This is a genomic window from Geoalkalibacter ferrihydriticus DSM 17813 (assembly GCF_000820505.1).
Classification (GTDB): Bacteria; Desulfobacterota; Desulfuromonadia; order Desulfuromonadales; family Geoalkalibacteraceae; genus Geoalkalibacter; species Geoalkalibacter ferrihydriticus.
On the sequence record NZ_JWJD01000008.1, the window covers coordinates 81,646 to 104,479 of the forward strand.

Here is a 22,834-nt window from a genome sequence, read left to right on the forward strand (position 1 = left end):
CGACCCCCGCCGGCAGCCTCTATATCGCCGTCACCCTGGTGCTGGGCCTGGCCGCTGTCAACACCGGCAACAATCTGCTGTATCTGCTGGTTGCGGCCCTGCTCGGACTGCTTATCGTCTCCGGTGTGCTCGGCCGCGCCAATCTAATCGGGCTCGCAGCGCAGCTGACCCTGCCCGAGGAGATTTACGCCGGGGTACCGACCAGCGCCATACTGAGCCTGACAAACCGCCGCCGGCGAGCGCGGTTTCTCCTGACGGCGCGTCTGGAGGGAAACAACGCCCATTTTAGCGTCATTGACCCTCAGGCTGCGGATGAACAATCTCTGAGCCTAAACTTTGCCGCACGCGGACGCCGGCGCATCGACGGCCTGCGCCTGAGTTCGCCCTTCCCGGTGGGTTTTTTCCAACGCAGCGCCTGGCTGCCCCTGGAGCGGGACCTGATCGTTTTGCCGCACCCGGTACCCTGCGCAACGCCCACGTCCAGCCAGGCACAGCGCTCACGCGGCGAAGCCGGCACCTCGCGCCACGGCCACGACGGCGACCTGCTGGCGGTCAGCGACTACAGCGGGCGTGAGCCCCTCAAGCTGATCCATTGGAAACAGAGCGCGCGGCACGATGCGGTCAAGGTCAAGCAACTCGCCGCGACGGCTGCCCGCCCGCTGTGGGTCAGACTTGAGGACTGTCCGGGCGCAACCCTCGAAGAGCGCCTGGGCAACGCGGTCTATCTCATCAACCTATGGTGGCGCAGCGGCCGTCCCCTGGGGCTGCAGATCGGCGCGCAGACCCTGGCGCCGGGGCGCGGCCGTCGTCACCGGCTGCGCCTGTTGCGCGAACTGGCTTTGTACGATGCGGCTTAAAACCGTTCTTCACACCCTCACCGGCCTGATTGCTCTGCTCGGCTATCTGGCCCTGGCACCGCACCTCGATGCTCTGCCCCTGCTGGCTTTTCCACTGATGCTCGGCCTGGCGGTCGTATGCGAAGTGCGCGGTCTGCGGCGGATGCCGAATTGGGCGGCAAATCTTGCGGGTCTGGCGGCCTTTGCCGCTTATTTGCCGCAGCTCGACCGCACCCACCTGGTGCCCGCCGTCAACATTCTGATCCTGCTCCTGGGGCTGCGCCTGTTGGGGGAAAAATCCCCGCGCCACCTGCTGCAAAGCTACATTCTCGCCCTGTTCGCCCTGGCCGGGTCAACGCTGTTTGATCTCTCGCCCCGCTTTGCTCTCTACCTGGCGATTCAATTTATCGCCGTCGCCCTGGCGCTGGTGCTCCTCACATTCTTGCGCAGCGAACCCGACCTGCGCCTGACGCGCGCGCAATGGCGCAGTCTGCTCGGCACCGGCCTGCTCTTGCCGAGCCTCGCCCTGCCCCTGGCGGCCGCGTTGTTTCTGATACTGCCCCGCGCGCAGGTTCCCTTGTGGAATGTTCTCAACCAGCAGGGCCAGGCCAAAGCCGGCTACACCGAACGGGTGCAGCCGGGAGCATCCCCTGCCATCGCCGGCGGCAACGCCCTGGTGCTGCGCGCGGAAATGGCGCCCATAGCCGCCGAGGATCTTTACTGGCGCGGCACGGTACTCAATCAGTTCGACGGCCAGGCCTGGGTGCGGAGCGCGCCGCCCCGTACCCAGCGGGAGCAGCCCGCCGCCGGACCCAATGTGACGCAGCGCATCTTTCCCGAACCCAGTCCACAGCAGGTGATCTTTGCCCTCGACGCTCCCCTGTCGATCCAGGGTCTGACCCACGAAACCACCACGGATCTGGTTTTCAGCGGACGCCGGCGCAGCGCACAACGGCTCAGCTATGAGGCCGTCTCGGTCCTCAGCCGGGTACTGGCAACCCCAAGCGCTGTCGAGCGCGACTTTTATCTGCAATTGCCTGAGGATCTCGCCCCGCAATTGCGCCGTCTGGCGGCGGAAATTTTCGGCGACGCCGTCGCTCCCGAAGAACGGCTTTCACGCCTGCGCAATTTTTTTGCCGAAGGCGAATTTCGCTATGCCACCAGCAATCTGCCCACCGGCAGCGATCCCTTGAGCCGCTTTCTCCTTGAAGAGCGCACCGGCCATTGCGAGTTCTTCGCCTCGGCCTTTGCCGTGCTGCTGCGCTTGGGCGAAATTCCCGCGCGCCTGGTGGGAGGCTTTTACGGGGGCGATTACAATGAGATGGGCGGCTACTATCTGGTGCGCGAAAACCGCGCTCATGTCTGGGTGGAGGTCCTGCGTGAAGGCGTGGGATGGGAGCGCCTGGATCCGTCTATCTATGCCGTCAACTACGAAAGCGCGCTGCGCGCGCCCCTGGGCGAGGGCTGGCGGCTGTCGCTGCGCATGGCCCTTGATACCCTGGAGCACTTCTGGTCGGTGACCCTGCTTACCTTCGACCTCGAACGCCAGTTGCAGGCAGTGCGCCATACCCGCCGCAGCCTTCAGGAATCGCCACCGCGGTCCGACGAACTGATTCGCTGGGGTGCCGGGGCGCTTCTGGCAACCCTGGCCGCCGCGGGCACGATTCAATTCATCCGCCACCGCACACCAGGCGTCGACCCGCTGCTACGCGGCTTTTTTGCTCACGCCCGACGCCGCCTCGGCCTGCGCCGGTTGCCGCCCCATCTCGGCCTCTACGAGATCGCCGCGCGCCTTGGGGATCCGGCGGCGCGGCAATTTGTCGACATCTTTGCTGCCGCCCTCTACGGTGAACAGCCCCTGAGTCGCGCACAGCGCGGCGAACTCAAAAATCTGCTACGCACCCTGAAGCGCCGCACTCAACGGAATTCAAGACGGTAAAAAAGATCGGCGCCACTGACTTCGCCCAGTTGTGATTCGATCTGCCATTTCTCGGTAAGGCTGTAGCGCATTCGCGCGACGTTGCCCTGGCCGAACAGCGACTGGCCGAAACTGATGTAGAGATCGGGCGTGAGGTACTTGCCGATGGTTACCATGGCGGCCTCGACCTCGCCATTGCCCGCCTGCACCTCGAAGACATCGATACCCAGCCGCCGCCGCAGCTTATCCTGCATCGCCGCCGATTCGCCTTGCGACAGCAGAGCTCCGGCCGCCAGCATCAGGGCGTCCACCTGGCCCTGACCGGCGCCCAGCGGACGACCGAGGACAATGTAGGCAAGGATGTCGGTATCAGGCATGCCGGGTTCCGAGTAAAGGCGAACCACCGGCACCTGGGGGGTACCGCTGACCTGCACCCCGGCACGCACCTCACCCACCGTGCGCAGGGCAAGGATGTCGAGGGTCGGCCGCTCCACGGGTCCGCCGGGGAAAAACAGCCGCCCGCGCGTAATCGGCAACCGTAGTCCGTAGGCTGCGTAATGGCCCTGCACGACGCGAATTTCACCACTCCCGATGATAGCGTTGCGCTCTGAGGTGGTCAGGGTCAGATCCCCGCCGAGGCGCGCATCGAGGCCGGCGAGCTTGATCACCACGCTCTCGCCCAGCACCAGGCGCAGATTGAGATCCAGATCGAAGGGCAGATCCTGTTGCGGCTCAAGCTCCTCGCCGTTGACGAACACCACATCGGCGCTGGGCGAAACGGGAGTGCGCGCCTGCCAACCGGTGACGATAAACAGAGGAATGCGCACCTCGCCGCCGACGAGAAGGCGATCCAGTCCGCCCTCAAGTCGCAAATCGGGATTGACGCGGATTTCAAGTTCGGGCAAATCCGCCACTTGAAAATTTTGCCCGGCAAGCCGCGCATTGAAAGATGCGAAGTTCCAGCCGTCAAAATGCACGATGCCGCTGCCATCAAGGCGCCCCGGACCGGAGCGCACACCGAAAGAGGTAATGCGCACCTGCTGCCCATCGAGTTCGCCGTGCAGCTCGAGTTCGCGCAGACCGATTCCGGTGGCGGGCAGGATCGCACCGGCATCGGTCAGGGAAAAATTGCCGCTGAGCTCAGGACTCAGCCAACTGCCTCCAATTTGCAAATCGGCGCGGACCTCGCCCGCGGTCTCATCCGCCAGCCCCGGCAGGAAGGTTGCCAGCAGCCCATGTTCGCGCACCTGCAATCGCAGTGCAGCCTGCAGGGGAGCTGTCTCGTCGAGGGCGGTCGGCAAACGGGCCGGCAGGGGCAGGCGAAAATCGCCGAGGAGCTCGCCGTAATCGGCGAGGCGCAGATCGAGTTCGCCGCGCAGATCCTCGCCCCGCCAATGCCAAGTGAGATCGGCGGTTTGCAGGGCGGCGATAATTTCACCATCCTCGTCGCGCCAGCGCAAACCACCCTCATTTACGCGCACCGCACCGCCGAGATCAAGGTTCAGATCCGCATCCCAGCCGCCCGCCATTTCGGCGCCCAACGCCCCCCACAGATCAAGGGGCAGAAGCATTCGGTCAGCCAGGTCGGCAAGTTCGACGCCGCTCCAGTCCGCCTCCATTTGGCCCCGGGCCGGGAGACGCGGTGCCCCTGGCTGGTCGGAGGTCAGTTGCAGGCGCAACGCTCCGGCATCCGTAACGCTTACCTGCGCGCGCGCCGCCAGGCCCTGGCCATCCCACGCCAGTTCCAGAGCGGCCTGCTCGACCTCGATGATTGCTTTTTCCAGGGCGATCTGGGCGAATAAGTCGAGTTCGCCGAACACATCGAGGCGCTCGGCCGAATGGATGCGCACGTCCACATCGCCAGTGGTTGCCCCGGCCAACTGCATGTCCGGCAGCCAGGGGTTGAGAAGCTCGAGGTTGAAATCCCGCCAGGACCCCTCTAAAAATCCGCTAAACTCCTGGGGGTCAAAGTCCCCATCGAGGCGCAAGACCCCTCCGGCTTCGGCCGCCAGCGCCAACCCGGAAAGTTCCAGCCGCGCGGCACCGGCATTGAGCAGGGTGGGCTGCACAAACCGCCAGGCTCCCAGGCCGCGTTCATGGCCATGCAGACTGGCGATTTCGCCGCGCCAGGCGGCATCGACCCAGCCCCCATGCGCCTCGGCGTTCATCCACCCGGTGCCCCAGTCAGCGCGCAATGCCAGAGAGTGCTCTTCGAGCAGCCCTACCAGGTTGGCCTCGACCTCGCGCAGGCGCAGATCGCCCTGGCGCAGGTCCGTCAAGCTGATACTGATACGTACAGGGGCTTCAAGATCCGCCAGCTCGGCATCGAGTTGCCAGCCGGCGAGACGCAGCTCGTCCAGGGCCAGATCCGCCCCCGAGGCGCGGATTTCTCCACCCGCGCGGCCATCGCGCACCACCACGCGGCCGTCGGCGCGGGCGCTGCCTTCCAGATTCGGCAGCAATGCCGCGAAATTCTCCACGACTGCGGCAAAATGCAGCTCTTCACTGAGTCGCCCGGCGGCTTCGAGCTCTATCCCCTCACCCTGCAATTCCAGGGCATGCAGATGCAGGTCTTCCCCGATCCAACTCAGGTCGAAACTTCCCGCGAGGGCCCGCTCCAGCAACAGGCTTTCGCGCAGACGTCCGGCGGCGGTGACACTCAATGCCTCGCCCGCAGGCAGACGCAGCGCGGCCTCCACGTCAAAATTCATGAGCCCCTGAGGAGCGCCCTCGACCACGGCGGGATCAAGGCCTGCGCCCTCCAGCCAGGCATCGAGGAATAAGCCGTCCCGCCAGTGCATGGCGACTTCACCCGTCAGGATGCCGGCGAGCCAGTGCGCCTCAATTTCGCGCAGCTTTAAATCCTCGGCGCTGCCGCTGACCAGCGCGGACAGTTCGACACCTTCCCAGCCCGCGCGAGCATTGCGCAACTGGATGCGCCCCTCATAGGCCTGCAGATCGCCCCGCGCCTCCAGGGTGCCGGAAATATCGGTCGGCTGGTCGAGTTCGGAGACCAGATTAAGCCGCTCGATTTGCAGGTGTGTGCTGAACTGGGGCGCGACCTCGCTCCAGTCGACTGCGGCCCAGCCACGGATGCGATCCGGCGCCGCGGCGCGCGCCAGTTGCAGATCCGCCAGACGCAAACCCATCTCCGCCAACTCCATGCGACCTTTGGCGGAAAAATGCGGAGCGTCAGAGGCCGTCAGGCTAAGGGTGAAAGGACCTTCCACCACCAGGCCGGAAGCCTCGCTCAAATCCAACGACAGGCGGGCGCCGTCGATCTCGACTGCCGCCTGGGGTCCCTGCCAGTGGATTTCGGCGGCCAGACGCGGCTCGGTCAGCAAGGCGCGCAGATCCCCCTCGATTCGGCCGAAAGCACCACTCACCCCAAGGCCTTCCACGGTCACCTCGCCCTCACGCCACCCCAAAGCGACTTCCAGGTCGCGCAACACTTGGGGCGACGTTCCACGCGCGCCGAAACTCACCTGGGCGGCATGCAGCCGCACCACCTGCACCGCAAAGCGCAACGCCGTACCTTCCACTTCCGGCCAGGACAGATGCACAGGCTCGGGCTCAGCGGGCCGCGGCTCGGGCTTATCGGCGGCATCCCAGAGAATCTCCAGGTGTCCCAGATCAAGTTCGTGCACGACCAGGCGCAAAGCCGCCAGTTCGCGAGGTTGCCAGCGCAGCCGCAGCGCATCGCTGCGCGCCTCGCCGCCCGGCCAGGCCACCTGCACATTGCGCAGGCGCAAATCACCCCACAGGCGCCCCTCGATTTCTTCAGCCTCCAGCTCCGCCGGGGTCCAGCGCGACACCGCGGCAAAAGTCCAGCGCACGCCCTCGGGCGTGCGCAGCAGCCAGTGCCCGGCCCACAAGAGCAATCCCAGACCAAGAACCACGAATATCAGCAAGGCATATTTGAGAATGCGCGTTACCATCCCAAACCTATCCCGATATGCAGGCGAAATGAAGGCGTAGGCTCATCAATCTGGCGGGCCACATCGACCTTGATCGGCCCCACCGGCGTATAATAGCGCACCCCGCCGCCGGCGGCGCGTGCCAGCCGAAAGTCGGTAAAACTGTCAAAGGCGTTGCCCGTATCGTAAAAAGCCGCCAGCGCCCAGTTGCTGTCGGCAAAACGCTTTTCCAACTCAATGCTGCCCGCCAGCAGGTGCTTGCCGCCGATCACATTGCCCAGATCATCGGTGGGCCCCAGAGTCTGATAGCCATAACCGCGCACCGAACGGTCGCCACCGGTGAAAAAGCGCAGCGAGGCGGGAATTTCCCCTATCTCGTCACTCTGGTTGGTGGTGGAACCCTGGCCGCGCAGATGCAGAAAGGTATCAAACGGCAGGGGGATGAGAAAATTGAGATTGCCCAGAAACTGCAGCAGCTTAACGTCCGAACCCAGGTTGTCATGGGTGCCGCGCACCTCGGCCTGTAAGTGATAGCCGCGGGTTGGGCGAATGGGATCGTTGAAGCGCATCTGGGAATAGCGCACCCCCGGCATGACGAGACGCGAAGAAATGTCCTCGCCGCCGATATTTGAATCTTCCTGTTGCAGACGCAGAAAAATCGTTCCCTGCCGATTCCTGCTCCACCCGTAGATCCGCTCGACCTCGGCAAAATAGAAGCGGGTATCGTAAGTTTTCAGATCCTCTTCCTGGTAACCGGCCCGCAGCGCAACCATGCTTCTCATATTGCGGTGGCTGGGCAGGATATAGCGCACGTTGGCCTGTTTCTGACGCTCGGCGAGCATGCCGCTCAAGCCCAGTTCGTGGCCGGTCTGCACGACATTGACATCCTGAAAATTCAGTGTGAAGCGCGCCCCGGTGTCGGTGCCGAAACCGATACCCGGGCGTAACCGACGCGGCGCCGAGGGTTCGAGGTCGATTTCGATGGGCACCAGGTGGTTCTGCGCCTCTTCAATGCGCGGATTGATCATCACGCCGGAAAAACGATCAGAGTCGAAGAAATTCTGCTGGGTCTGGCCCAATTTGTCGAAAGAGAAGACTTCGCCGGCGCTAAAAGCCAGGTGGCGGCGCAGAAATTTCTCGGGATAGCGATGATTGCCGGTCAGTGTCACCTCGCCGAAATGATAGCGGGGGCCGGGATCGAAAACCATCTCGATTTCGGCAGTGCGCTGTTCACGGTTGACGCGGATCACCGCCAGAGAGAATTCCGCATCGAGATAACCCAGATCCACCGCCAGGCTCTTGAGTTGCGCCTTGGCGTTCTCGTAGAGATCGTGGCGCAGCACCTCGCCGGGCGCCAAGGGGAACTCATTCAAGCGCCGGCGCAAACGCTGAGGCGGATCGCCCTCCATACGCAGACGCCGGCCCACGACCCGCACCGGCACGCCAGGCTGGATACTGACCCGCAGCAGCAGGCGGCGGTTTTCCGGCAGACGCTCGACCTGAATCCGTGGTTCATAATAACCAAAGGGCTGCAGTGCTGTTTCTACGCGTTTTGGAATACCGCGCTCGAAACGCCGCAACCACAATTCGTTCACCCGTCCGTCGCGCACCAAGCCCGGCGGCAGTTCGAGCGCCGCTTCGACGTTTTCAAGAACGGCTCCCTCGACGCCTCTTATCTGCACCCTTACCTCGGAATAGGGCAAAGCTTGCGCCTCGCGTACCACACCTAGCGCCAGAAACAGAACCAGCGCCGCAAACCAGCATGCGGCACCGCCTGGACCTGGCCGATCTTCTCGGCGCGCTAACGCCCCCATGATTACCCATACGCCCATGGTCAAGAATTTTGCAGCAGGGCAAAAACGATCGCAAGTAACAAAATCAGCGCGGTGCTGGCCCAAGCCAGCAATTTAGCAAATAATAGACGCATGATAGAGAACCCCTGAAAAATTCCCGGGCCCGAAGAGTCAGACCAGATCGAACAGTTCCGAATGAATGTGGGTGGGCGGTACGCCTTGGCGCGCAAGCCCCCGCTCCGCGACCCTGATCATGGGCGTAGGGCCGCAGATGAAACACTCGCGCGCGGCGCGATCGGCAGGCAGATGCCGAGCAAAAATTTCCTCGCTGAGATAGCCGGTTTCGCCCTGCCAATCGGGCGGCGGCTCACTGAGCACGTAGACGATCTCAAGGTCCAGCTGTTCCTTGAGCTGCGCAAGCTCCTCGCGAAACGTCAGGCGCTCCCAAGTGTGGTAGGCATAAAACAACTGCAAGGGGCGGCGGTCGCCACGATCAACCAGGGTGCGCAACATACTCATGACCGGAGCGATGCCCACCCCGCCGGCGATGAACACATAGCCCGGCGCCCGGCTCAGGTCGATACTGAAGGTGCCGTAAGGGCCGTCGAGATACACCCGTGTGCCCGGCTTGACCCGGCCGATGCGGCTGGTGAAATCCCCCAACTCCTTGATGGTGAACTGCACCTCGCGTACCGCTTCGGCGCTGGAGGAGATGGAAAATGGGTGCTCCTTCATGGCAAATGGCGAACTCCACAGGGTCAGCCAGGCGAACTGACCGGGCAGAAAGCGAAACCCGGCGTGACGCTCGGGGCGCACCACCAGGGTCCAGGAACTGCCGCGCTCCTCGATGACCTCCACCACCCGCCAAGGACGACGCAGCATCTGCAGAGGCTTGACGAGGCGCACATAAACGATGGTTGCCCCGCAACTCAGGGCGATAAGCAGCCAGAGCCCACTTTTCCATGAAAGCGCACTGTAATGAGCAACCCCGGCGATATGCGCCACCGCCAGCACCAGTGCCGCCACGGCGAGCAGCATGTGCGCCACCCGCCACTCGTCGTAATGAATGCGCAGTTGTTTGCGCCACAGCGAAGTGATCATCAGGGCCGCCAGCGCGGCAAAAGAGACCGTCCCAGCCCACAGATGCCAGGGCATGACGGCCGGATGCATGGCTCCCAGCAGGGCGGGATCGCGCACCACCAGAAGCAAAGGATGCAACAGGATAAAAATGAAGGCGCCGATGGAGGCCAGGCGATGAAAATAATAGATGAGATCAATGCCGAAAGGGGCCGTGGCGCGTTGAAAACGGGCAGTAAGCAGGAACATGACCGCCATCATGGCCGTGCCGGCAAAACCCAGCGCCAGGGACAGATCGACCCAGAAGCCCCCGGCGAGGGGCCTTGGCCCGATCAGCAGGACAAAGAGGGGCGTCAGCACTAATGCCAGATAGACCAGAATCCAGAAGGCTGCGCGCAGATATTGATGCATGGTAAAGGCTGTCCTTTGTCCGTGGTCCGCGATCTGCAATGAGACTATTTCTCACTGTAGAAGCGGCGGAAGATAATTTTTTCCAGTTCGACCCGCACGAACACCGAGAATGCGACCAGGACCAACCGCAGCCGGAGGGAGCAGTCAGAACATAAGTATAGACAATCAGAGGAAGTCTTCAACAAAGGAGGGTGGGAAGCCTGCGTTTAAAAACGATATCCGGTGCCCATCCCGACGAAATTGGAGCCGCCGCGCACGCCGTTGTAGAGGCCGAACACTCCGGAGCGGTGGTGAATGCGCCCGCTCCAGTACCAGCGGCTTTGCGGCTTTGCCAAGGTCAGCTCGAAAAGCAGGTAGTTGAGCAGTTGCGAGACATTTCTGTCGTCGCGGATTTCAAGTTTGGGTTTGCGCGTTGCCCAGGAAATCCCCTCGCCCACCGCCAGCGAGGTCGCCACGCGGTGATTCCAGGGAAAGCGATGCCAGCGTGCGACCACCAGGGCGTTGTACTCCCAGTGCTCCTGGCGTCCAAAATGTTTGACGAGCTGTCCTTCGCCTTCCCAGGCAAGAGAGGGTCCGGTGCGCGCGAATTCGCGGTTTATGGCCAGGGCGGCCAAATAGGAATCTTCGTAGGAATGGCGGTTGAAGAAAATATCCTTAAGTCGATCCGGGGTGTAAACCGCCCCATAGCCGACCAGCGACCAGGGATACTCTTTTTGGGCGGCCGCCGCTCCCGCGGGGAGAACACTGAGGGTCAGGATTGCCGCAAGCAGGAAATTCCAAAAAAACACACGCATAGAAACAAGTCATCCTTGTACACGAGAATTAGCTGCTCGGGAACCTGCTGCGTTGGACCGCAGCAATCAAGAGAGCGAACCGAAGGATGAGCATAATTTCACAAAGTTAGCAGCAAAAGCAAGACAATCAGAAACACCAACCCCGCCGTGGGAAGACGCCGCAGGGCCTGTTCGGCTTCGTGCAGCGATAGCAGCAGGGCCAGATTGTGCCACCGGACACCGGGCGGCGCGCGCCATTTCAACCGTCGCGGCAGAACATCAACGTGCAGCCGCCGCGCCAACTGTGTCAGAGGCTGCATGAATTTGCGCAGGACAAGCAACAGCTCACCAGGGGGCAGCAAGGCCGCGGCCTCGCCTCCCCGTCGTGGCAGACGCAACCAGGCGGCGGCAGCCACCAGCGCGCCGACTGCGACCGGCCACAGAGCATCCCAAAGCCCGTAGGAAAAACCACCGGGGGTGGCGGTGACGCCGATGAAATCCGGAAGCCGGCCGTCGCGGCAGAGCAACACGCCCAGAATCAGCAGGCCCCAGCCCGACCACATGAGGGGCCGCGGGGCCTGGCGGGCGGCGGACCGCGGCCAGAGTACCGCGAGAAAACGCGCCATGAGCAGGGTGGTTCCAATGGCGCCCAGGGACAGCAACCAAGGCAAAAGTTCCGCCCAACCACCCGGTGCCATGGATACCAGGGGCTTGAGCGCGCCTTTGGCCAGAGCACCGCTGGTCAGAGGCGCGCCAGCCAGGGCCAGGGCCGGCAAAAGCAGGCCTCCCAGAACCAGGTACCGGCGCCTGGTGCTTACCGTCAACTCCCCCGCCATGCCCACGCCGAGAAACAGGGCGCCTTTGGCCAGGCCGTGATGCAGGGCATAGAGCAGGATCACCGGCGCCAGCAGCGGCCAGCTTTGCGGAGCCGCCAAGGCAAGCCCCAGGCCGAGCAGGGGAAAACCCATCTGGCTGATGCTGGAATAAGCAAGCACCGCTTTGGCCTGATGCTGTGCCAACCCCGCCAGAACTCCGAAAAAGGCCATGGCCAGCCCCAGCAGAATAAACACCAGAGACCATCCGGGCAGGGCAACCTCACCCAGGGGCAGAAAACGCAGCAACCCGAGCAGCCCCGCCTTGATCATGGCCCCACTGAGCACCGCACTGGCGGGAATCGGGGCCGCCGGGTGCGCCAGGGGCAGCCACACATGCAGGGGCACGACCCCCATCTTGATACCGAAACCCACCAACAGCAGGGCCATAATCAGATTGCGCTCGGGGGCCAGGGCAATCGCCACAGCCGCATCGGCCAATGCCAGGGATTGGCCAGCCTGTGCCGCCAGCACCAAGGCGACAAACAATACCACTTCGCTCACCAGCACCAGGTAGAGATAGATGCGCCCGGCGCGCAAGGCAAACTCGCTGCTGTCGTGCACCACCAGGCCGTAGGCGGAGAAGCTCATCATGGCAAAGAACAGATAAAAATCGAGCATGTCGCGGGCGATGGGCATGCCCAAATTGCCGCACATGGCCAGCAGAAAAAACGCAAAAAAGCGCCTCTGTCGCGGATCCTCCCGTAAATAGCCGCGCGCATAGAGGCCGGCTGCCATCCACAGCAGCGAGAAAAGAAACAGAAAGAGACGCCCGGCCGGATCCAGCCCAAGGCTGCCGCCCAACAACATCCAGGGCAGTTCAAAAACAGCCTCGCTTGGCGGCAGCAGGACCAACAGCAACCCGGGCAGCGGTGCCCAGGGCACCAGACGCAACGCCGTCGCCGTACAGCGGCGAAACCACAGGACCGTCAGCAACACCAACGGCAGCAGCGGCACCAGGGGCAGCAACCCCACCTGTGCGAGCCCGGCTCCCGTCATAAGCCATACTCCCGTGCAGCAATCAGTTGCACCCACTGCAAAGGACTTAAAGGAGCGCTGGCCAGCACCCCGAGCAGTACCACCAGCGCAGCCGTGACCAGGGGCGGCAGCAGCAAAGCCCAGGTGGTTTCGCGATGAGCGTTGCCCAAGTTTTCATGGGGCCAGGGCTGCTGCCGTACACCGAACCAGGCGGTGTACAAAATGGGAAGAAAATAGGCGGCATTGAGCAGGGTGCTCACCACCAGCAAAGCCACCACCCAGGACTGCCCCGCCTCAAGTCCGCCGAGAGCCAGATACCATTTACTGATAAAGCCGACCATGGGCGGCACCCCGATCATGCCCAGCGCCGCCAGGGTAAAGGCCGCCAGTGTCCAGGGCATGCGCCGCCCGACTCCGGCCATCTCGCTGACCTTGTGAATGCCGAGAGTCTCGGCCAGATTTCCGGCACAGAAGAACAGGGTGATCTTCATCATGCCCTGATGCACCAGATGCACCAGTCCTCCGATGGTCGCCAGGGGACTGGCGATGGCGACACCGAGCACGATGTAAGACACCTGGCTGACCGTCGAGAAAGCCAGTCGCCGCTTGAGATCGTCCTGAAAAAGAGCGCGCACCGAGCCGTAGACGATGGTCACTGCGGCCACCACGGCCAGGGGCATGAGTACGCCCAGTTCCAAGGCAAAGCCGATGCCGTAGACATCGTAGACCACCCGCGCGATGCCAAAGGCGCCGGCCTTGACCACCGCCACCGCATGCAGCAAAGCGCTGACCGGCGCGGGCGCCACCATGGCGGTGGGCAACCAGGAATGCAGGGGCACCAGAGCGCTCTTGACCCCCAGGGCGATGATCAGCAACAGGAAAAGAAACTGCAAGGTCGGGTGCAGCGCGGCATCAAGCCCGCCGAGAACCCCGGTCAAAGCGAAATCCAAAGGCCCCGCCAAAACCCGCAGCCAGGCAGTCGCCACCAACAGCAGAACACCGCCGCTGAGAGTATAGGCCAGATAAATGCGTCCGGCGCGTAGCGCTTCCGGTGTGCCACGATGCACCACCAGGGGAAAGGTGGAGATGGTCAGCATTTCGTAAAAAATCACGAAAGTGATCAGATCGCCAGCCAGGGCGATGCCGGTGGTGGCGCTAACGCACAGGCTGAAAAAGCCGAAAAAACGGCTGCGGTTGGGCGAACCCTCCAAGTAGCCGACGGCATAAACGGTGGTCACAAACCAGAGAAACGCCGAAAGCACGATAAACAGCAACGACAGTGCGTCGGCGTGCAGCACCAGATCCATCCCCGGCAGCAACGGCAGGCGAAACGCATAGCTGTGCCCCGTATAAACGCCGAGAAAAAGGACCCCCACCAGGCTCAGTTTGACGAAAGCACCGGAGAGATTGAGGATGGTGCGCAGCCGGTGGCGCTCTTCGGGCAGGCCAAAAATGATCAGTCCCGGAATCAGGGAGCTCGCCAGGATGGCGAGCAGCAACAGGGCGTCGAGATTCACGGCCGCACCTCCAACAGCACCGGGCCCGCCGTCGGCGCATCGATCAGGGCCAGATGCACCGGCATGAACGCCACCAGGCCCAGCAGCAGTGCAACCAGGGCCAGGGCCAGGGGCGGCCAGCGCAGAGTCCAGGCCAGAGTCGGATAGAAGGTGCGCTGCACATCCAGAAAGGCCCAGCTCAGTACGCGCAGGACATAGGCACCGGCCAACAGGCTGCCCAGCGCCATGACCACCAGATACCACCATTGGCCGCTGACGATGGCGGCATTGAGCAGCATCCATTTGGCCATGAAGCCGCCGCTTGGCGGCAAGCCGATGATGGTGACCGCCGCCAGGGCAAATACCACCACCTGGACCCCGAGGGGCCCACCGGCGCCGGCCAGATAGGCGATACGGTCATGGCCGGCGGTATGGTAGATGGTACCCGCGACCAGAAACATGGCCGCCTTGCCGCAGGCATGAGCGAGCACGAAGAACACCACTCCGGCCCAGGCCGTCGCCGTCGCCTCCCCTTGAGCAAGGGGGAAGACCAGAAACAGGTAGCCCAACTGCGCCACGGTGGAATAAGCCACCAACAGCTTAAGCCGCTCTTGGCGCAGGGCCATGAGTGACCCCCAGAGAATCGCCGCCGCGCCCAATCCGCCGAGCAGCTGGCCCATGGCCGGGGTCACCACCGCCGGGAAAACCTCGAACCACAAGCGCAGCAAAATGAGATAAGAGGTCTTGACCACCAGCGCGGAGAGCAGGGCACTGACCGGCGCCGGTGCCATGGAATGGGCCGGCGGCAGCCAGAAATGCAGGGGAAAGAGGGCCGTTTTGAGCAGCAGTCCGCTCACCATCAGCGCCAGGGCGGCGCGCCCCAGGCCATCGTCGCTGACCACCTGGCCGAGCAGCGCCAGGTCAACGGTGCCATAGGCGCCATAGAGCAGCGCCACTCCCAGCAGGTAGGCCAGGGAACCGACCAGACCACTGAGCAGATAGCGCATGGCCGCGCTCAGGGCGGCGATACCGCCACCCATGGCGGTGAGCGCGACGGACGCCAAGGTCACCATTTCCAGAGTCACATAGAGATTGAAAAGATCCCCGGAAACCGCCAGGGCATTACAGGCCCCCCACAAAAACATCCACAGGGGCCAGAAATATCTGCGTTTTTGCGGCTCATGCACACCTCCGGCGAAATAACCCAGGGCATAGAGGCTGACCACCAGTCCCACCAGCGCGGTCGCCACCAGCAGCATGAGGGATAGACCGTCGGTGCGCAACGCGATGCCCAGCGGCGGCTCCCAACCACCCACGACATGGGACTGGGAGCCCAGGGTATGCACCTGCAGCACCACGGCCGCCACCATCAGGGGCACCACCAACGCCGCAGCCAGGCCCACGCGGGCCGCCTGGCGCGGCAGCAGGAACGCAGCTGTGGCCGCAAACATAGGGGTCACAATCGCCCAGGCGCTCCAGGGCTCGCCGAGCAACAGGCTCATGCCCCCTCCTCGCCCTTGCGCGGCAAGCGCGAGCGGCCGCTGAGCTGTTCAATTCTCACCGCCAGTGCCACCGCCAGAGCGGTAAAACAGACCGCCACCACGATGCCCGTCAGCACCATGGCATGGGGAACCGGATCGGCCCCCTCGCCGGGAACCCGTGCCGCCAGGGCGATAAATACCATGAACACCCCGCTGCCCATGACATTGGCGGCAAGAATCTTGCGCAGCAGATGCACGCGCACAAAAATCGCATTAAGCCCCAGGCAAAACAGGACCAGACCGCCTGCGGCATACAGGAGCGAGACGCTCATGCCGCCCCCCCTGAGGAGGTATCTTCCGGGGTCGGTGGATAGTCCGCGCCGACCTCCGGCGGACGGCCACCGATCACCGCCACGGCAAGGACCGCGGCGATGGATCCGCTCAGCAGAGTTTCAACCGTCAGGATGAAGAACTTGGCCCAGCCCCGCGGATATTCCAGCAGCAGTCCGCCCAGCAGCAGCGGCGCCGCGGCGATCCCCAGAAACACCACAAAACCCATCGTCAACACCAGGCGCAGCGGCAGGCCGCTCCAGCGCCGCGGCAAAACAAATCCGGCCAGCAACCCCAGCACCACAGCCGCAGCCAGCAAGGCACCGGCCTGAAAAGCGCCCCCAGGTGCTTGACTGCCAAGCCACAGCAGATAACCACCGGCGATCACCAGCAACGGTAAGAGAATGCGCGCCAAGCCAAGCAAAACCGGGGAGTCCGGCTCCGCCGGAGCGAAAACCGGCGCTTCACTCAGACACCAGATGCCGAGCACCGCCAAGGCCAACACCGCCACCTCGAGTAAGGTGTCAAAGCCGCGAAAATTGAGCAACACCGCCGTCACCGGGTGTGCCACCCCGCTTTGCACCATCTCCTGAGCGACCCGGGGAGCAAGCCCCGAAGCCGACGCCGGCAGCAGGGCTAAGGCCCGCACCAGAATAAAGGCAACAACGAACGCCGCGAGCCCGATCAAAGTTTTTGCCGAAAGACGCTGTCCGATGGTCGGCGCATGGCGCCGCATCCCCAGGGTCTCGGGCCCAAGACGACGCAGGGCGACCAACAGCAGGGCACCGGTAATGCCGGCGCCGATGGCCGCCTCGGCCAGGGCGACATCCGGGGCGCCGAGCCGCGCCCAGGCCAGGGCCAGCAACAGACCAAAGGCGATGAACAAAACCACCGCCTTGAACAGATCGGCGCTGGCCAGAAGCCGCCAAGCCAGCCACACCAGGGTAGCCAGCAGCACCACATCAAACAGCATGCCGAGCCCGCTCATGAACGGCTCCAGGGGCGCTGACCATCGGCCAGGGCCTTGCGTGCAATCAGATGGGCAACCGTCGCCCCCGCCAACAGTACCAGCAACCAGGTCAAAAACAGGCTCGCCGCCGCCTGCCAGGAGCGCGCCTGCACCATGAGCCCGAGCACAATCAGACCCAGGCCGAGATTATCGGCCTTGGTCAAGGCATGCAGGCGGCAGAAGACATCAGGAAAACGCAACAGCCCGAGAGTTCCGGCCAGAAAAAAGGGCACCGCCGTCAGCAACAGCACGGCGCCCAGCAATTCCCTAACCTCCATGCGTTTCTCCCTCTTTCGCTTCTTGGGGCCAGGCACAGCGCACGAAGGTTACTGCCGCTATGGCGGCCAGCAAAGCAAAAATCAGCGCCCCGTCCCACAGGGCCGAGAGCCCCGTCGCCTGCCCCAGCAGCAACAGGATAGCCACTCCTGTGGTGCCGAAGAGCTGCGCGGCAAGCATGCGGTCGGCAGCCGTCGGCCCGCGCAGCACCCGCACCAGTCCGGCGACGATGGTCAACAGCAACAACAGAGCCAGGCCCAGACAAAGTTCAGCCATCTCTACCTCCAAGACGCAGCCCGAACAGGGCCGCCACATATGACTCAAGACGCTGCAAATCCCTGGACAGCGGCAGAGTACCATCAAGACCGTGTACCACCAACTGATCACCGCGCAGATCGGCGCTCAGAGTTCCGGGAAGCAGACTAACGGTATTAAGCAGAAAAATGCGCGCCGTACCCGGCGGCAGCAGCAGAGGATATACGAACAACAGCGGTTCCAGGGGCAGACTTGGCGAAAAGGCGCGGCGTGTCACGTCGATTCCGCCACGCACGGATTGCAGACAGAAAAACGGGACAAAACGCAGAACTCCCCCGAGGCTCAGCCCCCAGGCGCAAGGCTGGCGCAACGCCAGAGACACCCCCGCGGCGAGCAGGATCACCCCTGCTCCGATCACCCAGGCGTCAGCCGCTCCATCCGTCAACACCCACCACAGCAGGGCAAAAACGGCAAGCCGTCCGAGCAGCGCGCGCGGCCATCCGCCGGCCGGATTTTTTGGTTCCCGTTTTTTTTTCCTCACTTCCTCACTTCCTCACTTCCTCACTTCCTCACTTCCTCACTTCCTCACTTCCTCACTTCCTCACTTCCTCACTTCCTCAGTTCCTCAGTTCCTCAGTTGTCAGTTGTCAGTTGTCAGTTGTCATCGGTTGCTATTTATTTAGTGCGCAAAGAGAGTATAGAGACAGGTTTGGCAGCACGCAAGGAACGCCCGCTTGCTCCGGCGGTCGTTCTGGTCGACACGAAAACCTCTTTGCCGTCCGGCACAGAACCTGTGTCACGACTGACACACACATTCAAACCCTCCGCATACCCGTCCCCGTATGCGCGATGGGTAGCGGGGCTGCAAGAATCGCGGAAAGGTGCCGCGCCGCAGAGCACAAACGGCGCGTCTGCCCTCCCTTGCGGCACGAAATCGGCGCAGCCCCACGCCCGCTTGCGCCCTTGCCGGACCGGCACACCTGCGCAGGCGTGCCACCCCTGACACACCACCTGCTTCGTTTTGTCTCACATTGCGGAAGAATGTGTAAAAACGTCCCACTCTCAAGCCGCTCCCGCTTCACCCACCACTATCGTTCACACATGCAAGACATTGCTTTTATTGTTTTTTTTATTTTTTATTGAAAATAATCGAAATTTGGCATTCGCCCTGCATTGTGTATACGTAACAAATTGACACATCCGAGCTTGCAGCTCAGAAACACTAATCAGAAAAGGAGAGCATAATCATGGGAAAGTCGGTTGAAAACCCCAAGCGCTACATCATCTCGTGCCGGATCAGCGACCAGGAAATGGAAGCCCTGCAGGAAATCGCCAAATCTCACGGCACCAGCATTTCAACCCTGTTGCGGCGCAGCCTCAATCTGCTTGAAGAAACCCACGACCGTCCCCAGGCGTGATTCAAACAACGCCCCACCCCATAGCCGTCGCGGGGAAGAGGTGAGCCCCCCACTCGCCTCTTCCCCGCGACCCCTTTTTCCGCCTCCGCCCGCCTCCCGCCAGCAGCCTCCGGCAGCCCTTTTCCCTTGACATAATCACGGTTTTTGCTACCTTGTGGGCTTCGATTTTTTCGACCTTGCCGGGAGATGACACAGCATGGACTACAAAGAGAGCCTCAATCTGCCCCAGACCGATTTCCCCATGCGCGGCAACCTGCCCAAGCGCGAACCGGAAATCCTTCAGCACTGGCAGGACATCGGGCTCTATGAAAAGATCGAGGCGGCCGGCGCCGGTCGCCCGCGCTTTACACTGCATGACGGCCCCCCTTACGCCAACGGGCACATCCACATCGGTCACGCTCTCAATAAAATTCTCAAGGACATCGTCATCAAGAGCCGCCGCATGCAGGGCTTTTACGCTCCCTACGTGCCCGGCTGGGACTGTCACGGCCTGCCCATCGAACTCAAGGTCGACCAGCAACTCGGCTCACGCAAAAAGGAGCTGAGCAAGGCCGATATCCGCCGCGAGTGCCGAACCTACGCCGACACCTGGGTCAATATTCAAGGCAAGGAATTTCAGCGCCTGGGCGTCCTGGGGGAGTGGGACAACCCATATCTGACCATGAACAGGAGCTATGAAGCCGCCACGGCTCGCGAACTGGCACGCTTTGCTGAGCGCGGCAACCTTTACAAGGGCAAAAAGCCCATTCATTGGTGTGCCTCCTGCGTCACGGCCCTGGCCGAGGCGGAAGTCGAATATGCCGACCACAGCTCCCCGACCATCTACGTCAAGTTCCCCTACCGGGGAGAACTGCCCGCCGGGCTGGAGAAACTGGCCGACAAGCCCCTCTCCTTCGTCATCTGGACCACCACGCCCTGGACCCTTCCCGCCAATCTCGGGGTCTGCCTCAATCCGGATCTGCCCTATGCGGCGGTCGACATCGGCGACGAGCGTCTGGTGATAGCCGAGGGCCTGGTCGAAGCGGTTATGAAGGAAGCCGGCATCGGCGATTTTCAGGTCAGCGCCATCCTGTCCGCAGGCGATTTCGAGGGCCGCGCCTGCCGCCACCCCTTCTACGAACGCGACAGCCTCATCATCCTCGGCGACCACGTCACCCTGGAGGCCGGTACCGGCTGCGTACACACCGCCCCCGGCCACGGACAGGACGACTACATCATCGGTCGCAAGTACGGCCTCGACATCTACAATCCGGTTGACGACTACGGCCGCTATCGCGAAGACCTTGAATTCTTCGGCGGTCTCAAAGTGCCTGCCGCCAATGATGCGGTGATCGCCAAGCTTGAAGAAGTCGGCGCGCTGCTCAAAGCAGGCAAGGTCAGCCACAGTTACCCGCACTGCTGGCGCTGCAAAAAACCCATTCTGTTTCGCGCCACCGAGCAATGGTTCATCTCCATGGACGCCAACGACCTGCGCAGCAAGTCCCTGGAGCACATCAACGACGTCCAGTGGATTCCGCGCTGGGGCCGCGAACGCATTTTCGGCATGATCGAAAACCGTCCCGACTGGTGTGTGAGCCGCCAGCGCAGCTGGGGGGTGCCGATCACTGTGTTTTACTGCGAAAAATGTGGCGAAGCGCTGGCCGATGGTCCGACCATGCACCATGTCGCCGACCTGTTTGAGCAGCATGGCAGCGACATCTGGTTCGAGTGGGAGACCGCGCAGCTTATGCCCTCCGGCAGCCGTTGCGGCGCCTGTGGGCACGAGGGCTTCAGCAAGGAAATGGATATTCTCGATGTGTGGTTCGACTCGGGCGTGTCCTTTGCCGCCGTCGTCGAGGCACGCGACTACCTCAGCGCACCGGCTGATCTCTACCTCGAAGGCAGCGACCAGCATCGCGGCTGGTTTCACTCCTCGCTGCTATGCTCCGTCGGCACCCGCGATCAAGCCCCCTACAAGGCGGTGCTGACCCATGGCTTCGTCGTCGACGGCGCCGGCAAGAAGATGTCCAAGTCCATGGGCAACGTCATCGCCCCCGAAGAGGTGATCAAAAAATATGGCGTCGAGATCCTGCGCCTGTGGGTCGCCGCCCAGGATTACCGCGACGACATCCGCATCAGCCAGGAAATTTTGCAACGCCTCTCCGATGCCTACCGCCGCATCCGCAACACGGCGCGCTACATCCTCGGCAACCTGCACGACTTCGACCCCACCGCCGACAGCGTCCCCGACGGCGATTTGCTGGAGATCGACCGCTGGGCCCTATCGCGCCTTGAAGGGCTGGTCACGCGCGTGGAACGCTCGTACGACGAGTACGAGTTCCATGTGCTCTATCACGCTGTGCACAATTTCTGCTCCCTTGACATGAGCGCCTTTTATCTCGATGTGCTCAAGGACCGCCTCTACATCACTCCTCCCAAGAGCCTTGCACGGCGCAGCGCGCAGACCGCCATGTACCGCATTCTCGACGCCCTGACCCGGCTCATCGCCCCGGTGCTGTCCTTTACCGCTGACGAAATCTGGAGAGAATTGCCCGGACGGCGTGAAGAAAGTGTGCATATGGCCGGTTTTCCGCGTTTTGAGGCCAGCCTCGTCGATGCCGATCTCGAAACGCGCTACGAGCGGTTGCTCAAGGTGCGCGCCGATGTCGCCAAAGCCCTGGAATTGGCGCGCAACGAAAAACGCATCGGCGGCTCCCTTGAGGCACGGGTGCGGATCGCGGCCCCCGCCGAATACCAGGAGCTTCTTTCCAGCTATGCACAAGCGCTGCCGACGCTGTTTATCGTCTCGCAGGTGGAATTGAGCGACCATCTCAGCGACGGCGTGGCCGGTGAAAACGTTCCGGGCCTGAGGGTCGCCATCACCCCGGCCGAAGGCGAAAAATGCGCGCGCTGCTGGAACTACGCCACCAGCGTCGGCCAGTGGGACGCCCACCCCGAAGTCTGTCACCGCTGCCAGGAAGCGCTGAGCTGAAGCGCAAACCGACCGCCTCCTGAGAAACGAGATTTTTTCTTGGCTATAAAATATCGCATTCTTCTGGCGACCCTGGTCCTGGTGGTGCCCCTCGACCAACTGACCAAGATTTACATCGACCGTAATTTTGCCCTTTACGAGTCGGTGGTCGTCATCGAGAATTTTTTCCGTATCACCTATGTGCGCAACCCCGGCGCTGCGTTCGGCATTCTCGCCGACAGCGCCATGCGCATTCCTTTCTTTATTTCCGTCGCCACGCTAGCCGCAATCGGCATTCTCTGGTATATTTCCCGCCTGGAACCGCAACGCCGCTGGCTGCCCTTAGCTCTGGCCCTGGTATTGGCCGGCGCCGTCGGCAACCTGATTGATCGCATTCGCCTCGGTGAAGTCATCGACTTCATTGATGTTCACTGGTACCAGTACCACTGGCCGGCATTCAATGTCGCCGATGCGGCCATCACTGCTGGGGTTGTGATGCTGCTCATCGACATGTGGCGCGAGGAAAGACAAAAGAAAACCAACGAAAGTTCCGATCAGCGCAGCGCCCAATCGCGGAAGTAGCCAGCGCCTGCCGCCCGGCGCATGAACTTGACAGCACGGCGCCAGAAACTTAAGATACCCTAATAACATAAATTGTGAGGGAATTGACATGGATGAAGGAAAAACCGAAGAGTTTCGCCAGATACTGCAAAATCAACTGAATGAACTGCTGCGCGAGGCGGGGAAGACCGTTTCGGAGATGACCACCGAAAAAGGCAATCTGCCCGACATTACCGATCTGGCCACGGTGGAGTCCGACCGCAATTTTGAATTGCGCATCCGTGACCGTGAGCGCAAGCTGATCAAAAAAATCCGCGAAGCCATCGAGCGCATCGACAGCGGCGAGTTCGGTGTCTGCGAAGGCTGCGAGGAAGAAATCGGTGAAGCCAGGCTGCGCGCGCGTCCAGTCACGACTCTGTGCATCGACTGCAAGACCGAGCAGGAACGTCAGGAAAAAATCGGCTGATTTACCGCGCGGTCGGG

The 22,834-nt window shown here is 62.4% G+C and carries 18 protein-coding genes; 6 read left to right on the forward strand and 12 right to left on the reverse strand.

Annotated elements, in window-relative coordinates; translation table 11 throughout:
- Positions 1–38: 38 nt before the first annotated feature.
- Both GFER_RS15300 and GFER_RS15305 read left to right on the forward strand, forming a co-directional pair.
- A complete protein-coding gene (locus tag GFER_RS15300) occupies positions 39–857 on the forward strand; it encodes a DUF58 domain-containing protein (protein ID WP_161807420.1) in 819 nt (272 codons plus the stop codon).
- Entirely contained in the window at positions 847–2,775 is a 1,929-nt protein-coding gene (locus tag GFER_RS15305) for a transglutaminase family protein (RefSeq protein WP_040100809.1), read from the forward strand. Before GFER_RS15300 ends, GFER_RS15305 begins: the two co-directional genes overlap by 11 nt.
- On the opposite strand, the gene GFER_RS15310 is transcribed toward GFER_RS15305, so the two are convergent.
- From GFER_RS15310 to GFER_RS15365, 12 genes are all read right to left on the reverse strand, one after another.
- The gene (locus GFER_RS15310; RefSeq protein WP_040100810.1) at positions 2,754–6,692 is read right to left on the reverse strand and encodes a translocation/assembly module TamB domain-containing protein; all 3,939 of its coding nucleotides are present in this window, start codon (positions 6,690–6,692) and stop codon (positions 2,754–2,756) included. The two genes, GFER_RS15305 and GFER_RS15310, sit on opposite strands and share 22 nt — an antisense overlap.
- Entirely contained in the window at positions 6,686–8,503 is a 1,818-nt protein-coding gene (locus GFER_RS15315; protein ID WP_082048124.1) for an autotransporter assembly complex protein TamA, read from the reverse strand. Before GFER_RS15315 ends, GFER_RS15310 begins: the two co-directional genes overlap by 7 nt.
- Positions 8,504–8,635: 132 nt before the next feature.
- A complete protein-coding gene (locus tag GFER_RS15320; RefSeq protein ID WP_040100812.1) occupies positions 8,636–9,952 on the reverse strand; it encodes a ferredoxin reductase family protein in 1,317 nt (438 codons plus the stop codon).
- Positions 9,953–10,158: 206 nt separating this feature from the next.
- Positions 10,159–10,746 (reverse strand): hypothetical protein, encoded by a 588-nt coding sequence (locus tag GFER_RS15325; RefSeq protein WP_040100813.1) that lies wholly within the window; start codon positions 10,744–10,746, stop codon positions 10,159–10,161.
- 98 nt (positions 10,747–10,844) lie between these two features.
- A complete protein-coding gene (locus GFER_RS15330) occupies positions 10,845–12,596 on the reverse strand; it encodes a complex I subunit 5 family protein (RefSeq protein WP_040100814.1) in 1,752 nt (583 codons plus the stop codon).
- Positions 12,593–14,092 (reverse strand): proton-conducting transporter transmembrane domain-containing protein, encoded by a 1,500-nt coding sequence (locus GFER_RS15335; RefSeq protein WP_040100815.1) that lies wholly within the window; start codon positions 14,090–14,092, stop codon positions 12,593–12,595. Before GFER_RS15335 ends, GFER_RS15330 begins: the two co-directional genes overlap by 4 nt.
- Positions 14,089–15,573: a complex I subunit 5 family protein gene (locus tag GFER_RS15340; protein ID WP_040100816.1), complete on the reverse strand. Its 1,485-nt coding sequence runs from the start codon at positions 15,571–15,573 to the stop codon at positions 14,089–14,091. Before GFER_RS15340 ends, GFER_RS15335 begins: the two co-directional genes overlap by 4 nt.
- Positions 15,570–15,884 (reverse strand): NADH-quinone oxidoreductase subunit K, encoded by a 315-nt coding sequence (locus tag GFER_RS15345; RefSeq protein WP_040100817.1) that lies wholly within the window; start codon positions 15,882–15,884, stop codon positions 15,570–15,572. The genes GFER_RS15340 and GFER_RS15345 overlap by 4 nt, the downstream gene beginning before the upstream one ends.
- Entirely contained in the window at positions 15,881–16,870 is a 990-nt protein-coding gene (locus tag GFER_RS15350) for a hydrogenase subunit MbhD domain-containing protein (RefSeq protein ID WP_052446483.1), read from the reverse strand. Before GFER_RS15350 ends, GFER_RS15345 begins: the two co-directional genes overlap by 4 nt.
- Positions 16,867–17,169, reverse strand: coding sequence for a monovalent cation/H(+) antiporter subunit G (gene mnhG, locus GFER_RS15355; RefSeq protein WP_040100818.1), 303 nt, complete (start codon positions 17,167–17,169; stop codon positions 16,867–16,869). Before mnhG ends, GFER_RS15350 begins: the two co-directional genes overlap by 4 nt.
- Entirely contained in the window at positions 17,159–17,443 is a 285-nt protein-coding gene (locus GFER_RS15360; RefSeq protein WP_040100819.1) for a monovalent cation/H+ antiporter complex subunit F, read from the reverse strand. Before GFER_RS15360 ends, mnhG begins: the two co-directional genes overlap by 11 nt.
- Positions 17,436–17,963 carry a Na+/H+ antiporter subunit E gene (locus GFER_RS15365; RefSeq protein ID WP_052446484.1) on the reverse strand — a complete coding sequence of 176 codons (528 nt, stop codon included), beginning with the start codon at positions 17,961–17,963 and terminating at the stop codon, positions 17,436–17,438. Before GFER_RS15365 ends, GFER_RS15360 begins: the two co-directional genes overlap by 8 nt.
- A gap of 706 nt (positions 17,964–18,669) precedes the next feature.
- On the opposite strand from GFER_RS15365, the gene GFER_RS15370 reads away from it, so the two are divergent.
- The 4 genes from GFER_RS15370 (at position 18,670) to dksA (ending at position 22,817) form a co-directional block, all read left to right on the forward strand.
- The gene (locus tag GFER_RS15370; RefSeq protein WP_040100820.1) at positions 18,670–18,840 is read left to right on the forward strand and encodes a DUF6290 family protein; all 171 of its coding nucleotides are present in this window, start codon (positions 18,670–18,672) and stop codon (positions 18,838–18,840) included.
- A 196-nt stretch (positions 18,841–19,036) separates the two neighbouring features.
- A complete protein-coding gene (gene ileS, locus GFER_RS15375; protein WP_040100821.1) occupies positions 19,037–21,811 on the forward strand; it encodes an isoleucine--tRNA ligase in 2,775 nt (924 codons plus the stop codon).
- A gap of 39 nt (positions 21,812–21,850) precedes the next feature.
- Complete coding sequence (gene lspA, locus GFER_RS15380; protein WP_052446485.1) at positions 21,851–22,372, forward strand: signal peptidase II; 522 nt, start codon at positions 21,851–21,853, stop codon at positions 22,370–22,372.
- A gap of 88 nt (positions 22,373–22,460) precedes the next feature.
- Positions 22,461–22,817, forward strand: a complete 357-nt coding sequence (gene dksA / locus GFER_RS15385) for an RNA polymerase-binding protein DksA (RefSeq protein ID WP_040100822.1) — start codon at positions 22,461–22,463, stop codon at positions 22,815–22,817.
- The last annotated feature ends 17 nt before the right edge of the window (positions 22,818–22,834 follow it).

Coding starts and splice junctions, on each gene's coding strand:
- GFER_RS15310 (WP_040100810.1), bottom strand. CDS start 6,692: ATGGTAACGCGCATTCTCAAATATGCCTTGCTGATATTCGTGGTTCTT.
- GFER_RS15320 (WP_040100812.1), bottom strand. CDS start 9,952: ATGCATCAATATCTGCGCGCAGCCTTCTGGATTCTGGTCTATCTGGCA.
- GFER_RS15330 (WP_040100814.1), bottom strand. CDS start 12,596: ATGACGGGAGCCGGGCTCGCACAGGTGGGGTTGCTGCCCCTGGTGCCG.
- dksA (WP_040100822.1), top strand. CDS start 22,461: ATGGATGAAGGAAAAACCGAAGAGTTTCGCCAGATACTGCAAAATCAA.
- GFER_RS15370 (WP_040100820.1), top strand. CDS start 18,670: ATGGGAAAGTCGGTTGAAAACCCCAAGCGCTACATCATCTCGTGCCGG.
- GFER_RS15350 (WP_052446483.1), bottom strand. CDS start 16,870: ATGAGCGGGCTCGGCATGCTGTTTGATGTGGTGCTGCTGGCTACCCTG.
- GFER_RS15305 (WP_040100809.1), top strand. CDS start 847: ATGCGGCTTAAAACCGTTCTTCACACCCTCACCGGCCTGATTGCTCTG.
- ileS (WP_040100821.1), top strand. CDS start 19,037: ATGGACTACAAAGAGAGCCTCAATCTGCCCCAGACCGATTTCCCCATG.
- GFER_RS15345 (WP_040100817.1), bottom strand. CDS start 15,884: ATGAGCGTCTCGCTCCTGTATGCCGCAGGCGGTCTGGTCCTGTTTTGC.
- GFER_RS15340 (WP_040100816.1), bottom strand. CDS start 15,573: ATGAGCCTGTTGCTCGGCGAGCCCTGGAGCGCCTGGGCGATTGTGACC.
- mnhG (WP_040100818.1), bottom strand. CDS start 17,169: ATGGAGGTTAGGGAATTGCTGGGCGCCGTGCTGTTGCTGACGGCGGTG.
- GFER_RS15315 (WP_082048124.1), bottom strand. CDS start 8,503: ATGGGCGTATGGGTAATCATGGGGGCGTTAGCGCGCCGAGAAGATCGG.
- GFER_RS15325 (WP_040100813.1), bottom strand. CDS start 10,746: ATGCGTGTGTTTTTTTGGAATTTCCTGCTTGCGGCAATCCTGACCCTC.
- GFER_RS15360 (WP_040100819.1), bottom strand. CDS start 17,443: ATGGCTGAACTTTGTCTGGGCCTGGCTCTGTTGTTGCTGTTGACCATC.